Origin of the sequence: Burkholderia sp. 9779_493 (genome assembly GCF_015712215.1) — a bacterium.
Classification (GTDB): Bacteria; Pseudomonadota; Gammaproteobacteria; order Burkholderiales; family Burkholderiaceae; genus Burkholderia; species Burkholderia cenocepacia.
In genome coordinates this window covers 148,891-163,346 of the sequence record NZ_JACCQA010000002.1, presented here as the reverse complement: position 1 = coordinate 163,346, position 14,456 = coordinate 148,891, and the positions used below count along the sequence as shown (strand labels likewise).

At 67.5% G+C, this 14,456-nt stretch carries 11 protein-coding genes; 8 read left to right on the top strand and 3 right to left on the bottom strand.

Annotation, left to right across the window (positions count from 1 at the left end):
* Positions 1-16 precede the first annotated feature (16 nt).
* The 3 genes from H0X95_RS02325 to H0X95_RS02315 all read left to right on the top strand — a co-directional run bounded on the left by H0X95_RS02325 (position 17) and on the right by H0X95_RS02315 (position 2,720).
* Positions 17-1,378, top strand: a complete 1,362-nt coding sequence (locus H0X95_RS02325; RefSeq protein ID WP_006488007.1) for an ATP-binding protein — start codon at positions 17-19, stop codon at positions 1,376-1,378.
* Between the two features lie 189 nt (positions 1,379-1,567).
* Positions 1,568-2,116, top strand: a complete 549-nt coding sequence (locus tag H0X95_RS02320) for a peroxiredoxin (protein ID WP_006478563.1) — start codon at positions 1,568-1,570, stop codon at positions 2,114-2,116.
* A 76-nt stretch (positions 2,117-2,192) separates the two neighbouring features.
* Positions 2,193-2,720, top strand: a complete 528-nt coding sequence (locus tag H0X95_RS02315) for a carboxymuconolactone decarboxylase family protein (protein ID WP_006478562.1) — start codon at positions 2,193-2,195, stop codon at positions 2,718-2,720.
* Between the two features lie 125 nt (positions 2,721-2,845).
* On the opposite strand, the gene ispF is transcribed toward H0X95_RS02315, so the two are convergent.
* Positions 2,846-3,331 carry a 2-C-methyl-D-erythritol 2,4-cyclodiphosphate synthase gene (gene ispF / locus H0X95_RS02310; RefSeq protein WP_006488015.1) on the bottom strand — a complete coding sequence of 162 codons (486 nt, stop codon included), beginning with the start codon at positions 3,329-3,331 and terminating at the stop codon, positions 2,846-2,848.
* A 28-nt stretch (positions 3,332-3,359) separates the two neighbouring features.
* Positions 3,360-4,070, bottom strand: a complete 711-nt coding sequence (ispD, locus tag H0X95_RS02305) for a 2-C-methyl-D-erythritol 4-phosphate cytidylyltransferase (protein WP_034201609.1) — start codon at positions 4,068-4,070, stop codon at positions 3,360-3,362.
* Positions 4,071-4,177: 107 nt separating this feature from the next.
* Here ispD and mfd point away from each other — a divergent pair, with 107 nt between their 5' ends.
* The 4 genes from mfd to H0X95_RS02285 all read left to right on the top strand — a co-directional run bounded on the left by mfd (position 4,178) and on the right by H0X95_RS02285 (position 10,632).
* A complete protein-coding gene (gene mfd / locus H0X95_RS02300) occupies positions 4,178-7,648 on the top strand; it encodes a transcription-repair coupling factor (RefSeq protein ID WP_034201608.1) in 3,471 nt (1,156 codons plus the stop codon).
* Between the two features lie 104 nt (positions 7,649-7,752).
* A complete protein-coding gene (gene argE / locus H0X95_RS02295) occupies positions 7,753-8,973 on the top strand; it encodes an acetylornithine deacetylase (RefSeq protein WP_006495598.1) in 1,221 nt (406 codons plus the stop codon).
* Between the two features lie 60 nt (positions 8,974-9,033).
* Positions 9,034-10,053, top strand: coding sequence for a threonine/serine dehydratase (locus tag H0X95_RS02290; RefSeq protein ID WP_059720664.1), 1,020 nt, complete (start codon positions 9,034-9,036; stop codon positions 10,051-10,053).
* 144 nt (positions 10,054-10,197) lie between these two features.
* The gene (locus tag H0X95_RS02285) at positions 10,198-10,632 is read left to right on the top strand and encodes a DUF3574 domain-containing protein (protein ID WP_059720665.1); all 435 of its coding nucleotides are present in this window, start codon (positions 10,198-10,200) and stop codon (positions 10,630-10,632) included.
* An 84-nt stretch (positions 10,633-10,716) separates the two neighbouring features.
* Here H0X95_RS02285 and H0X95_RS02280 read toward each other — a convergent pair whose 3' ends face one another.
* Entirely contained in the window at positions 10,717-13,239 is a 2,523-nt protein-coding gene (locus tag H0X95_RS02280; protein ID WP_006488026.1) for a penicillin-binding protein 1A, read from the bottom strand.
* 443 nt (positions 13,240-13,682) lie between these two features.
* Between H0X95_RS02280 and H0X95_RS02275 the strand changes: the two genes are divergently transcribed.
* Positions 13,683-14,363, top strand: coding sequence for a PspA/IM30 family protein (locus H0X95_RS02275; RefSeq protein WP_006487987.1), 681 nt, complete (start codon positions 13,683-13,685; stop codon positions 14,361-14,363).
* Positions 14,364-14,456 lie beyond the last annotated feature (93 nt).

The following is a 14,456-nucleotide window of genomic DNA, read 5'->3' as shown; positions in this document are numbered from 1 at the left end:
GTCCACGGCCCGTCCCATGCGTATCGACCGGCGCCTTCTGCAGCTCGCGTTCGGCGGGCTGTTCTGGCGCACCTTCCTGCTGATCGCGCTGCTGATCTCGGTCAGTCTCGCCGCGTGGTTCCAGAGCTTTCGCGTGATCGAGCGCGAGCCGCGTGCGCAGCGCGTCGCGCTCCAGCTCGTCGCGGTCGTGAAGCTCACGCGCACCGCCCTGCTCTATTCCGATCCCGATTTGCGGCGCGCGCTGCTGCAGGATCTCGAGAGCAACGAGGGCGTGCGCGTGTACCCGCGCGAGAAAACCGACAAATTCAAGCTGCAGCCCGACGAATCGCTGAACCGCCTGATCGAACACGACATCCGCAGCCGCCTCGGCGACGATACCGTGATCGCGCAGTCGGTCAACGACATTCCCGGCGTGTGGATCAGCTTCAAGATCGACGACGACGATTACTGGGTCGCGCTCGACCGCGACCAGCTCGACAACGTCACGGGCCTGCAGTGGGCCGGCTGGGGGCTGTTCGCGCTCGCGCTGTCGCTGTTCGGCTCCGCGTTCATCACGAGCCTCGTGAACCGGCCGTTCTCGCGGCTCGCGCTCGCCGCGCGCCAGGTCGGTTCGGGCCAGGCGCCCGAGCCGCTGCCCGAGCGCGGGATGGGCGTCGCGGCCGAGACCAACCGCAGCTTCAACCAGATGGTGCGCGACCTCGAACAGCTCGAAGCCGATCGCGCGCTGATGCTCGCGGGCATTTCGCACGACCTGCGCACGCCGCTCGCGCGGTTGCGGCTCGAAACCGAGATGAGCCCGTCCGACCAGGCGACCAAGGACGCGATGGTCGACGACATCGAACAGATGGACCGCATCATCGCGGCCTTCATCGACTACGCGCGCCCGTCGCAGCGCAAGCCGGAACCCGTCGACCTGTCGTCGATCGCGCACGAAGTCGCCGCGCGCGTGTCGGGCGAGGACGGCGTCGAGATCCGCACGCGGCTCGCGCCGAGCGCGATCATCGAAGCCGACGAGACCGACATGCGCCGCGTGATCGGCAACCTCGTCGAGAACGCGCGCAAGTACGGCCAGAGCAAGCAGGACGGCATCTCGCGCATCACGCTCGAGACGCGCGTGTCGCATGCGCGCGTCGAGCTGTCGGTGAGCGACGAAGGCCCCGGCATCCCCGAGGATCAGCTGCCGCTCGTGATGCGGCCGTTCTACCGCGTCGACACCGCGCGCACCAAGGCCGACGGCACGGGCCTCGGGATGGCGATCGTGCTGCGGCTCGTCGGCCGCTACCGCGGCGCGCTGCGCCTGCGCAATCGCCAGCCGGAAGCCGGCCTCGAAGTCACGCTCGAATTCCCCGGCGCCGGCAAGGCGCGTGCGACCGCGTGACACGCGCACGCACGCATCTTGCGCGTCACACTATCGAGGCGGTTGACAAAAGCTATGAGGGTGGTTAGTCAAAATCTATTGAAGCGTCTTGCTAATAGTGTTATAGTTTTACCCATGCTGTCACATCATCGTTGCAGCACCGAGGTAGCTTGACTCAGTCTTCTTCCCAACTCACACAGGAGTATCCGCATGAAAACCGTGGGCGATAAACTCGAAGCTTTCACCGTCGTAGCCGCGAAGCCGGGCTTCAACAATCACGAGGAAAACGGCCAGTCGGCGTTCGAGACCGTCACCGAAGCGTCGTTCCCGGGCAAGTGGAAGATCATCTACTTCTATCCGAAGGATTTCACGTTCGTGTGCCCGACGGAAATCGTCGAATTCGCGAAGCTCACGAAGCAGTTCGAAGAGCGCGACGCCGTCCTGCTCGGCGGCAGCTCGGACAACGAATTCGTCAAGCTCGCATGGCGCCGTGAGCACAAGGACCTGGACAAGCTGAACCACTACTCGTTCGGCGACGTCAAGGGCGAACTGATCGACCAGCTCGGCGTGCGCGACAAGGAAGCCGGCGTGGCCCTGCGTGCAACGTTCATCGTCGATCCGGACAACACGATCCAGCACGTTTCGGTGAACAACCTGAACGTCGGCCGCAGCCCGGAAGAAGTCCTGCGCATTCTGGACGGCCTGCAAACGGACGAACTCTGCCCGTGCAACCGCGCAGTCGGCGGCGCAACGCTGTAAGCGCAGCAATGCACGAAGCCCGCGGCGCGCGTTCTGCCTGCGGGCTTTTTTAACGGCCAACCCATAGGAGATATCAATGGAATTCATCGACTCGATTAAGGCGCGTATCCCCGACTACGCGAAGGACATTCGCCTGAACCTCGACGGCACGATCTCGCGCTCGTCGCTCGAAGGCACGGACGCGGTCGGCGTGGCGCTGGCGGCGGCCATCGCGGCGAAGAGCACGGTGCTCGTCAAGACGATTCGCGAAGCCGGCGTCCTGTCGCCCGAAGAGACGAACGCCGTGCTGACGGCGGCCGCGCTGATGGGGATGAACAACACCTGGTATCCGTATGTCGAGATGGCCGACGACGCCGACCTGAAGACGCAGCGCGCCGAATTGCGGATGGGCGCGTACGCGACGCACGGCGGCGTCGACAAGCGCAAGTTCGAGATGTACGCGCTGGCCGCATCGATCGTCGGCAAGTGCCACTTCTGCGTGAAGTCGCACTATGCGCTGCTGAAGAACGAGCAAGGGATGACCGTCACGCAACTGCGCGACGTGGGCCGCATCGCGTCGGTGATCAACGCCGCCGCGCAGGTGATCGCCGCCGAAGGCGAATGAGCGAGCCGGCCGCGCGGCCATGAGCCGCGCGGCGGCTGCAAACGAAAATGCCACGCATTCGCGTGGCATTTTTCATTCCGGCGGCGCGGCGCGCGGCACGAACCGCACGCCGCAACGGCCGGACGTCAGCCGCCCTGCTTCACCAGCAGCGCGGCGGCCTGCGCCTCGATCCCCTCGCCGCGGCCGAGATAGCCGAGCTTCTCGTTGGTCTTCGCCTTCACGTTCACGCGCTCGAGCGGCAACCCGAGATCCGCCGCGATGTTCGCGCGCATCCCGTCGATATGCGGCGCGAGCTTCGGCGCCTGCGCGATCACGGTGCTGTCGACGTTCTGGATCGTGAAACCGGCCGCCTTCACGCGCTCGGCGCACGCGCGCAGCAGCACGCGGCTGTCCGCACCCTTGAACGCCGCGTCCGTGTCGGAGAAATGGCGGCCGATGTCGCCGAGCGCCGCCGCGCCGAACAGCGCGTCGGTGATCGCGTGCAGCAGCACGTCCGCGTCCGAGTGGCCGAGCAGGCCGCGCTCGTACGGAATCGTCACGCCGCCGATGATGAGAGGGCGTCCTTCGACGAGCTGGTGCACGTCGTAGCCTTGTCCGATTCTGAAATCCATGCGTGTTCCGATTGAGATGGGGTGAAAGTCAGGAAGCGTTCGCGGGACGCGCGAGGATCGCCTCCGCGAGCGCGAAATCTTCCGGGTACGTGACCTTGAAGTTGCGCAGGCTGCCCTGCACGACGCGCGGCGTATGGCCGGCCCATTCGATCGCGCTCGCTTCGTCGGTCAGGTCGTGCCCTTCGCGCTGCGCGCGCAGGATCGCCTCGCGCAACATGCCGATGCGGAACATCTGCGGCGTCTGCGCCTGCCACAGCGCGTCGCGCGATTCCGTGCGCGCGATCGCGTCGCCGCCGGCCGGCACGCGCTTGAGCGTGTCGGCCACCGGCAGCGCGACGATGCCGCCGACCGGGTCGTCCTTCAGCGTCGCGACGAGCGTGCGGATCAACTCCGGCGTGATGCCCGGGCGCGCGGCGTCGTGCACCAGCACCCAGTCGTGGTCGGTCGCGCCGAATTCGGCCAGCTCCAGCAACCCGTTCAGCACCGACGCCTGCCGCGAGCCGCCGCCGCAGCGGCGCACCGCGAAACGCAGGCCAGCGAAACGGCGGGCGTCGAAATGGGAATCGTCGGGCGCGAGCACGACGAGCGTCTGCGCGAATTCGCTGCACGCGTCGAACGCGGCGAGCGTGTAGTGCAGCAGCGCGCGGCCGGCCAGCGTGCGGTATTGCTTCGGCACGGCCGAACCGGAACGGCTGCCCGTGCCGGCGCAGGGAATCAGGGCGAAAAGTCGGGGAGTCACGAAGGGAAACGCCGGAAAGGTGAAATCGAGAAGCGGATTTTATAATAGGTCTTTCGTCTCGACCGGCGCACCGCGCTGCGCCCGTGCACGCCACCCCTGTCGTCCCTATGCCAGATAACGCTTCCACCCCGTCCGCTTCACCCGTTGCCCGCGTCAAGCCCGGCCAGCGTTTCGCCTTCGACGGCGCGCACGGCTCCGCCGACGCGCTCGCCATCGCCCGTTATCTCGCCGACAACCGCCAGGACGTGCCGCTCCTCGCGGTGATCTGCGCGAACGCGGTCGATGCACAGCGGCTGTCGCAGGAAATCCGCTACTTTTCGCCCGATGCGCGCGTGCGCCTGCTGCCCGACTGGGAAACGCTGCCGTACGACACCTTCTCGCCGCACCAGGACCTGGTGTCCGAGCGGCTCGCGACGCTGCACGACCTCGGCGAGGGCCGCTGCGACATCCTGCTCGTGCCCGCGACCACCGCGCTGTACCGGATGCCGCCCGCGTCGTTCATGGCCGCGTACACGTTCGCGTTCGCGCAGGGCGAGCGGCTCGACGAGGCGAAGCTGAAGGCGCAACTCACGCTGGCCGGCTACGAGCACGTGAGCCAGGTCGTGCGGCCCGGCGAATACTGCGTGCGCGGCTCGCTGATCGACCTGTACCCGATGGGTTCGCCGCTGCCGTACCGGATCGACCTGTTCGACGACCAGGTCGATTCGATCCGCGCGTTCGATCCCGATACGCAGCGCAGCCTCTACCCGGTGCGCGACGTGCGGCTGCTGCCCGGCCGCGAGTTTCCGTTCGACGAAGCCGCGCGCACGGCGTTTCGCAGCCGCTGGCGCGAAACCTTCGAAGGCGACCCGAGCCGCGCGCCGATCTACAAGGACATCGGCAACGGCGTGCCGTCGGCCGGCATCGAGTATTACCTGCCGCTGTTCTTCGACGAGACGGCCACGCTGTTCCACTACCTGCCGCAGGACGCGCACCTCGTGTTCACCGGCGACCTCGAGGCGTCGATCCGCCGCTTCACGGCCGACACGAAGCAGCGTCACGCGTTCCTCGCGCACGATCGCGAGCGGCCGATCCTCGAGCCGCAGCGCCTGTTCCTGTCCGACGAGGATTTCTTCGCGTTCGCGAAGCCGTTCGCGCGCGTCGTGCTGCCCGCGCAGCCGGCCGGCGGCTGGGCGACCGCCCTGCCCGAGCTCACCGTCGACCGCCATGCGGACGATCCGCTCGCGTCGCTGCGCACGTTCGTCGAATCGTCGGGCAAGCGTGTGCTGCTGACGGTCGAATCGGCCGGCCGCCGCGAGACGATCCTGCAACTGCTGGCCGAACACCACCTGCGCCCCGCGTCGAACGACGACTTCGCGAGCTGGCTTGCAAGCGACGAACGCTTCGCGCTCGGCGTCGCGCCGCTCGCGAACGGCTTCGCGGTGCCGGGCGAAGGCTATGCGGTCGTCACCGAGACCGAGCTGTACGGCGCGCTCGGCCGCCGCGCGGGCCGTCGTCGGCAGGAGCAGGCAAGCAACGTCGACGCGATGGTGCGCGACCTGTCCGAGCTGAAGGTCGGCGACCCGGTCGTCCACGCGCAGCACGGCATCGGCCGCTACATGGGCCTCGTGTCAATGGATCTCGGCGAAGGCGAAACCGAATTCCTGCATCTCGAATACTCGGGCGACAGCAAGCTCTACGTACCGGTCGCGCAACTGCACGTGATCTCGCGCTACAGCGGCGCCGATCCCGACAGCGCGCCGCTGCACGCGCTCGGCTCCGGCCAGTGGGAGCGCGCGAAGCGCAAGGCCGCCCAGCAGATCCGCGATACGGCCGCCGAACTGCTGAACCTGTACGCGCGCCGCGCGGCCCGCGAAGGCCACGCGTTCTCGCTCGACCCGCGCGACTACGTGAAATTCGCGGAAAGCTTCGGCTTCGAGGAAACGCCCGACCAGGCCGCGGCGATCGCGGCCGTGATCGGCGACATGACGAGCGGCAAGCCGATGGACCGCCTCGTGTGCGGCGACGTCGGCTTCGGCAAGACCGAGGTCGCGCTGCGCGCGGCGTTCATCGCGGTGCTGGGCGGCAAGCAGGTCGCGCTGCTGTCGCCGACCACGCTGCTCGCCGAGCAGCACACGCAGACCTTCGCCGACCGCTTCGCGGACTGGCCGGTGCGCATCGTCGAGCTGTCGCGCTTCAAGACCGCGAAGGAAGTGAACGCGGCGATCGCGCAGATCAACGAAGGCAGCGTCGACATCGTGATCGGCACGCACAAGCTGCTGTCGTCGGACGTGCAGTTCAAGCGCCTCGGCCTCGTGATCATCGACGAGGAACACCGCTTCGGCGTGCGCCAGAAGGAAGCGCTGAAGGCGCTGCGCGCGGAAGTCGACGTGCTGACGCTCACCGCGACGCCGATCCCGCGTACGCTCGGGATGGCGCTCGAAGGGCTGCGCGATTTCTCGGTGATCGCGACCGCACCGCAGAAGCGGCTCGCGATCAAGACCTTCGTGCGCCGCGAGGAGGAAAGCGTGATCCGCGAGGCGATGCTGCGCGAGCTCAAGCGCGGCGGCCAGGTGTACTTCCTGCACAACGAAGTCGAGACGATCGAGAACCGCAAGGCGATGCTCGAGGCGCTCGTGCCCGAGGCGCGCATCGTGATCGCGCACGGCCAGATGCACGAGCGCGAGCTCGAACGCGTGATGCGCGATTTCGTCGCGCAGCGCGCGAACGTGCTGCTGTGCACGACCATCATCGAGACCGGCATCGACGTGCCGAGCGCGAACACGATCATCATGCACCGCGCGGACAAGTTCGGCCTCGCGCAGCTTCACCAGCTGCGCGGCCGCGTCGGCCGCTCGCACCACCAGGCCTACGCGTACCTGCTGGTCCACGATCCGCAGTCGCTGACCAAGCAGGCGCAGCGCCGCCTGGAAGCGATCCAGCAGATGGAGGAACTCGGCTCGGGCTTCTATCTCGCGATGCACGACCTCGAGATCCGCGGCACCGGCGAAGTGCTCGGCGACAAGCAGTCGGGCGAAATCCACGAGATCGGCTTCCAGCTCTATACGGACATGCTGAACGACGCGGTGAAGGCGCTGAAGAACGGCAAGGAGCCCGACCTCACCGCCCCGCTCGCCGCGACGACCGAAATCAACCTGCATGCGCCCGCGATCCTGCCGGCCGACTACTGCGCGGACGTGCAGGAGCGGCTGTCGCTGTACAAGCGGCTCGCGAACTGCGAGCACGGCGACGCGATCGACGGCATCCAGGAGGAACTGATCGACCGCTTCGGCAAGCTGCCGCCGCAGGCGCACGCGCTCGTCGAGACGCACCGGCTGCGGATCGCCGCGAAGCCGCTCGGCATCGTGAAGATCGATGCGAGCGAGGTCGCGATCGGGCTGCAGTTCGAGCCGAATCCGCCGATCGACCCGATGCGGATCATCGAGATGGTGCAGAAGCATCGCCACATCAAGCTCGCGGGCCAGGACAAGCTGCGCATCGAGACGCGCTCGCCCGATCTCGCGATCCGCGTGTCGACGATCAAGGAAACGCTGCGCGCGCTCGGCCCGAAACAGGGGGCGGCCGTCGCGGCCCGCTGATGCAATCCTGACGGGCGCGACGTTGCTGCACCGCATCGCGCCCGACGAAGGCGGGCGGGCGCGTTTTTGAGTATGATTTCCCATTCATCAGACGGAGTTTTGCCATGTCCACTCTCGACGCGCCGGCGCCGTCCGCCGCAACCGAAGGCGACGCATCGCTCGTCAGCCTGCCCTGGGTCAAGCAACTCGTGTCGATGGACACGACGAGCCGCGTGCCGAACCTCGGCCTGATCGAAACGGTGCGCGACGCGCTCGCCGCGAAGGGCATCGTGTCGACGATCACGCACGATCCGCGCGACGGCTGGGCGAACCTGTTCGCCACCGTGCCCGCGCACGACGGCTCGACGAACGGCGGCATCGTGCTGTCGGGCCACACCGACGTCGTGCCGGTCGACGGCCAGCAGTGGGACAGCAACCCGTTCGCGCCGGAAATCCGCGACGGCCGCCTGTACGGCCGCGGCACCTGCGACATGAAGGGCTTCATCGGCGCGGCGCTCGCGCTGCTGCCCGAGATGCAGGCGACGAAGCTCGCGAAGCCGATCCATTTCGCGCTGTCCTACGACGAGGAAATCGGCTGCGCGGGCGCGCCGTTGATGATCGCCGATCTCGTGAAGCGCGGCGTGCAACCGTCGGGCTGCATCGTCGGCGAACCGACCAGCATGCGGCCGATCATCGCGCACAAGGGCATCAACGCGTACCGCTGCTGCGTGCGCGGCCACGCCGCGCATTCGTCGCTGACGCCGAAGGGGCTCAACGCGATCGAGTACGCGGCGCGCCTCATCTGCCACATCCGCGACATCGCCGAGCGCTTCCGCGCCGAAGGCCCGTTCGACGAACTGTACGACGTGCCGTTCACCACCGCGCAGACGAGCACGATCCAGGGCGGCAACGCGATCAACACGGTGCCGGCCGAGTGCCGCTTCGACTTCGAATTCCGCAACCTGCCGACCCTCGACCCCGAGCAGATCTTCACGCGCATCGAAGCGTATGCGCAGGAAACGCTGCTGCCGCAGATGCTGCGCGAACATCCGAACGCCGCGATCGAATTCTCGAAGATCGCCGCGGCGCCCGGCCTCGACGCGACCGAGCAAGCCGCGATCACGCAGCTCGTGCGCGCGCTGACGGCCGACCAGGACAAGCGCAAGGTCGCGTACGGCACCGAGGCCGGCCTGTTCGCCCGCGCGGGCATCCCGAGCGTCGTGTGCGGGCCCGGCAACATCGAGCAGGCGCACAAGCCGAACGAATATGTCGAGCTCGCGCAGCTCGCCGGCTGCGAGCAGTTCCTGCGCAAGTTCATCCGCAGCATGTCGGTCGACGCGCACTGACTGCCTCCCGCCACGCCGGCCCGCGTGTGCGGGTCGGCCCACTCCGCCACCCGCCACGTCATGTCGACTGAACAACAGGGCACCGCCCACACGACGATCGACGGCGAGCCGATTCCGACGCTCGACGAAATCGCCGCGCAGCATTTCGCGTTGTCGCCGTGGGTCGCGCGCACGCCCGTGTTCGAGCGCGCCGACCTGCCCTCCCTCGAAGGCACGCACGTCAACTTCAAGTTCGAGCTGCTGCAGGCGAGCGGCAGCTTCAAGGCGCGCGGCGCGTTCACGCACCTGCTCGCGCTCGACGAAGCCCGCAAGAACGCGGGCGTCACCTGCGTGTCGGCCGGCAATCATGCGGCAGCCGTCGCGTATGCGGCGATGCGGCTCGGCAGCAGCGCGAAGGTCGTGATGTTCCATACCGCGAGCCCGACGCGCATCGCGCAATGCAAGCAGTACCGCGCGGAAGTCGTGCTGGCGGGCAGCGCATCGCAGGCATTCGACCTCGTGCGGCGCATCGAGGCCGAGGAAGGCCGCTTCTTCATTCATCCATTCAACGGCTATCACACGATCCTCGGCACCGCGACGCTCGGCTACGAATGGGCGACGCAGACGCCGGACCTCGACGCGGTGATCGTGCCGATCGGCGGCGGCGGGCTCGCGGCCGGCATGGCGACCGCGCTGCGGCTCGCGAATCCGCGCGTGCACGTGTACGGCGTCGAGCCGGAAGGCGCCGACGCGATGAGCCGCAGCTTCGCGGCCAATCACACGATCAAGATGAGCGCGATGCAGACGATCGCCGATTCGCTGATGGCGCCGCATACCGAGGAATACAGCTACCAGCTGTGCCGGCGCCACCTCGACCGCATCGTCACCGTCTCCGACGATGCGCTGCGCGCCGCGATGCTGTTCCTGTTCTCGCACCTGAAACTGTCGGTCGAGCCGGCCTGCGCGGCCGCGCTCGCCGCGCTGCTCGGCCCGCTGCGCGAAACGCTGCAGGGCAAGCGCGTCGGCGTGCTGCTGTCGGGCACGAATACCGACCCCGCCACGCTCGGCATGCATCTCGCGCACGCAAAACTGCAGCACTGACCCCGACTCGGCGCGTGCAAACCAACCTAGGGTTATCCCCAGATTATGTTGACAGCCCTGTTGATAACCCGCCGGACCCGCACGCAAGTGGTTGAGCGCGCAGCGTTTTGCGCGCGCGAAGGTCGATCGTCACGAAATGGGCAGATGCGGCGGCTGGCCGCATGCACGGCGGTGCTCGCGCTGCTCGCCGGTTGCGCGGTGCCATCCTCGTCCACCGCCGGCGCGCAATCCGCGTCCTGCACGCAACCGGGTGAAAGCCGCATGCTGCAGGCCGACCTGCTGTTCGGGCGCGACGTCACCGGGCGCGGCCCCGTCACCGATGCCGAACGCGCGGCCTTCCTCGCCGACACGGTCACGCCGCGCTTCCCCGACGGCCTCACCTACTGGGACACGCACGGCCAGTGGCGCGACCGCTCGACCGACAGGATCACGCACGAAGACAGCTTCGTGATCCGCATCATCGCCGACGATACGCCCGACACGCGCGCACGGCTCGCCGCGATCCGGCAGGCATACGTCCAGCGGTTCCATCAGCAATCGGTCGGCATCGCCATCGTGCCGGCCTGCACGTCGTTCTGATTCACCGCGTTCCACTGCCGGCCGCGCACGACAAAACGGGCGCCCGAAGGCGCCCGTCGGCATGTCTGAAGCACGGCGTACCGCTTACCTGTTCTCGAACATGTCCATGATCTGCTGCTTCTCCTGCGGCGTGACGGGCGGCGGCGCCAGCCCGGCCGCGCCGGCCGAACCCAGTGCGTCGTTCGCGCTGATCGCGTTCTCCGCCGGGTTGATGTCGACGTTCGCGACGAAGCCGTTGCCCGGCGTGCGATCGGCGTAGTACAGCTCCCCGTCGATCGTGGTCAGGCCGTCCGGCATCGGCATCTGCTGCTCGGGCACGCCGTTCAGCGCGGTGCGCATGTAGTTCACCCAGATCGGCAACGCGAGCTGCGCACCGAATTCGCGGCTACCGAGGCTCTTCGGCTGGTCGAAGCCCATCCACGCGACCGCGACGAGCGACTGCTGGTAGCCGGCGAACCAGCCGTCCTTCGCATCGTTGGTGGTACCCGTCTTGCCCTGCAGGTCGTTGCGGCCCAGCGCGTTGGTGCCCGCGCCCGTGCCGGCCGTCGCGACCGAATGCAGCAGGCTGTTCATCACGTACGCGTTGCGGCCTTCGATCGTGCGCGGCGCCGTGCCGCCCGCGACCACCGGCTGCGACTTCTGCAGCGGCTGACCGCGTGCGTCGTCGACTTCGGCGATCAGGTACGGGTCGACCTTGTACCCGCCGTTCGCGAACACCGCGTAGCCGGTCGCGAGCTGCAGCGGCGTCACGAGGCCCGCGCCGAGCGCCATCGGCAGGTACGGCGGCGTCTTCGCCGGATCGAAGCCGAAGCGCTGTGTCACGTACTGCTGCGCATACTGCGTGCCGATCGACGCGAGGATCCGGATCGACACGAGGTTCTTCGAACGCTGCAGGCCGGTGCGCATCGTCATCGGGCCGTCCGGCTGGTCGTCGTCCTTCGGCTCCCATGCGGTGCCACCCGGCACGCTCGGCGGGAAGTACAGCGGCGCGTCGTTGATCATCGTCGCCGGCCCGAGCCCCTTGTCGAGCGACGCCGAATAGATGAACGGCTTGAACGACGAGCCCGGCTGCCGCCACGCCTGCGTCACGTGGTTGAACTTGCTCTTGTTGAAGTCGAAGCCGCCGACGAGCGAGCGGATCGCACCGTCCTGCGGCGCAATCGCGACGAGCGCGCCTTCGACCTGCGGCAGCTGCACGACCTGCCAGCCCGTCTTGCCGTCCTTCAGCACGCGCACGACCGAGCCCGGCTTGATGCGCAGCGTGTTGTTCGCACGGGCGCCCAGCGCGGCCGCGACGAAACGCAGCCCGGCCGGGCCGATCGTCGTGGTCGCCCCGCCGACGAACTGCACCTCGACCGCGTTCGGCGACGCCGACAGCACGACCGCCGACTGCAGGTCGCCGTTGTCCGGGTGATCGGCGAGCGCATCGTCGATCGCCTCGTCGCGTTCGTCGCCGGCCGCGGGCAGGTTGATCGATGCCTCGGGGCCGCGATAGCCGTGGCGGCGCTCGTAGTCGAGAATGCCGCGACGCACGGCCTGGTACGCGGCTTCCTGGTCGGCCGAGTTGATCGTCGTCGTGACGGTCAGCCCGCGCGTATAGGTTTCGTCCTTGTACTGCTGGTACATCATCTGCCGCACCATCTCGGCGACGTACTCGCCGTGCACCGCGTACTGGTTGCCCGGCGTGCGCACGTGGATCTCTTCCTTGATCGCTTCGTCGTACTGCGGCTGCGTGATGTAGCCGATGTCGAGCATGCGCTTCAGGATGTATTCCTGACGCACCTTCGCGCGCTTCGGATTGACGACCGGGTTATAGGCGGACGGCGCCTTCGGCAGCCCCGCGAGCATCGCCGCTTCCGCGAGCGTGATGTCCTTCAGGTCCTTGCCGAAGTACACGCGCGCCGCGGCCGCGAAACCGTACGATCGCTGGCCGAGATAGATCTGGTTCATGTACAGCTCGAGGATCTGGTCCTTCGTCAGGGCCTTCTCGATCTTGTACGCGAGCAGCATTTCGTAGATCTTGCGCGTGTAGGTCTTCTCGCTCGACAGGAAGAAGTTGCGCGCGACCTGCATCGTGATCGTGCTCGCGCCCTGGCGCGCGCCGCCGTGCATCAGGTCGGCCACGCCCGCGCGCAGGATGCCGACGAAATCGACGCCGCCGTGCTCGTAGAAGCGGTAGTCCTCGATCGCGAGCACGGCCTTCTTCATCACGTCGGGAATATCCTGGAAGCGCACGAGGCTGCGGCGCTCCTCGCCGAACTCGCCGATCAGCACGTGGTCGGCGGTGAACACGCGCAGCGGCACCTTCGGCTGGTAGTTCGTCAGCGCGTCGAGCGACGGCAGTTGCGGCGCCATCACGACCAGCGCGTAGCCGACGATCAGCGCGCCGACCACCGCCAGGGTCGCGAACAAGCCGACGAACCACAGCGCGACGCGCGAGCCGAACGTACGGCGGCGCCCTCCGCCACCGCCGCTGCGCTGCTGCGCGCGGCGGCCGTCGTCGCGATCGTCGTCATCGGGGTAATAGGCTCCGGACGGCGAACGGCGCAGCGTGTAGTGGGGCTCGTTCCTGTCGGAAGAAGAAGGCGGTCGTTTGATAATTGGCATGTCGGAATGGCGGGCGTACGTGGCGCCCTCGGACGCATGCGGAAATGCAAGCGGATGAATCAGAGTGGGTGCATCGAGATGCGGCTGTCACGTCGACAGACCCCGCCGCGCGGCGATCCGTTCCCGCGACGTGACAGCGCATTTTAATGAAATCGCCCGGGGGCCTTCGCGATTTTTTGTAAAAATTCCCGCAATGCCGTGATTTGCGGAACGTATTGTCGGCATCCTCGGCCTATGATGGACACGCGATACGGCGTGCGCGGGCATTTTTCTTTCAGTCGCGAAAGGTTTGGCGTCCTGATGCGTGCGCCGCTTGAACTCGCGCGTTTAAGCCGTATTTAAGTGAACCGGTGGTGTAATATCCGCCGGCTCACGCGGGCCGGAACCGGCTCGCGACGGGCATTGCCGCGGTCACGCGGCGCCTTTCAACCACGGAGGATTTCATGTCGCTTTTCGACTCTATTTCGCGCACGATCAAAGGCCTGCTGAACGATGCGGCCGATTCGGTACAGGATCCGTCGCGCGACGCACGGCAGATCGTGCGGGAGCTCGACGACAGCATCGGCCGTGCCGAGAATTCGCTGATCGAGATCGAGGCACAGGTCGCGACCCAGCGCAGCAAGCGCGATGCGGCCGACGACAAGGTCAGGAAGTACGAGGACGGCGCGAAGCGCGCGCTGCAGGGCGGCGACGAAGCGCTTGCGCGCGAGGCGCTCGCGGCGCAGTCGAACGCGGAAGCCGAGCGCGATGCGCTCGCGGCCGAACTGACGACGCTCGAGCCGTCGGTCGACAAGCTGAAGGGGCAGATCGCCGACATGCGCCAGCGCCGCAACGACCTGAATGCGCGCTCGAACATCCTGCAGGCCAAGCAGGAAATCGCGCAGGCGAAGGACGTGGCCGCCAGCGCGCTGGGCGGCATCGGCGGCAAGAACCTGTCCGAGGACTTCCAGAAGCTCGAGGACAAGGTCGCGTTGCAGAACGCGCGCTCGGACGCGCGCCTCAACTCGGCCGACACGTCGAGCGGCAAGGCGCTCGACGACAAGCTCGCCGCGCTGAACAAGGGCCCGTCGGTGGAAGATCGCCTCGCCGCGCTGAAGAAGCAGCTCGATACGCCCGCGCAGTAACCGCCATCGCGGGCCACCGCGCCGCGCCGCGCCCCGGCCCGGGCGCGCGGCGCGAACCGATCGTCAGGAGACGGGCGCGTGCGCCCGGTTCGA

Excerpts from the sequence above, each read along its gene's own strand:
- mfd (WP_034201608.1), top strand. The coding sequence starts at position 4,178 with ATGCCAGATAACGCTTCCACCCCGTCCGCTTCACCCGTTGCCCGCGTC.
- H0X95_RS02290 (WP_059720664.1), top strand. The coding sequence starts at position 9,034 with ATGTCGACTGAACAACAGGGCACCGCCCACACGACGATCGACGGCGAG.
- H0X95_RS02315 (WP_006478562.1), top strand. The coding sequence starts at position 2,193 with ATGGAATTCATCGACTCGATTAAGGCGCGTATCCCCGACTACGCGAAG.
- H0X95_RS02285 (WP_059720665.1), top strand. The coding sequence starts at position 10,198 with ATGCGGCGGCTGGCCGCATGCACGGCGGTGCTCGCGCTGCTCGCCGGT.
- H0X95_RS02280 (WP_006488026.1), bottom strand. The coding sequence starts at position 13,239 with ATGCCAATTATCAAACGACCGCCTTCTTCTTCCGACAGGAACGAGCCC.
- H0X95_RS02320 (WP_006478563.1), top strand. The coding sequence starts at position 1,568 with ATGAAAACCGTGGGCGATAAACTCGAAGCTTTCACCGTCGTAGCCGCG.
- ispF (WP_006488015.1), bottom strand. The coding sequence starts at position 3,331 with ATGGATTTCAGAATCGGACAAGGCTACGACGTGCACCAGCTCGTCGAA.
- H0X95_RS02325 (WP_006488007.1), top strand. The coding sequence starts at position 17 with ATGCGTATCGACCGGCGCCTTCTGCAGCTCGCGTTCGGCGGGCTGTTC.
- argE (WP_006495598.1), top strand. The coding sequence starts at position 7,753 with ATGTCCACTCTCGACGCGCCGGCGCCGTCCGCCGCAACCGAAGGCGAC.
- H0X95_RS02275 (WP_006487987.1), top strand. The coding sequence starts at position 13,683 with ATGTCGCTTTTCGACTCTATTTCGCGCACGATCAAAGGCCTGCTGAAC.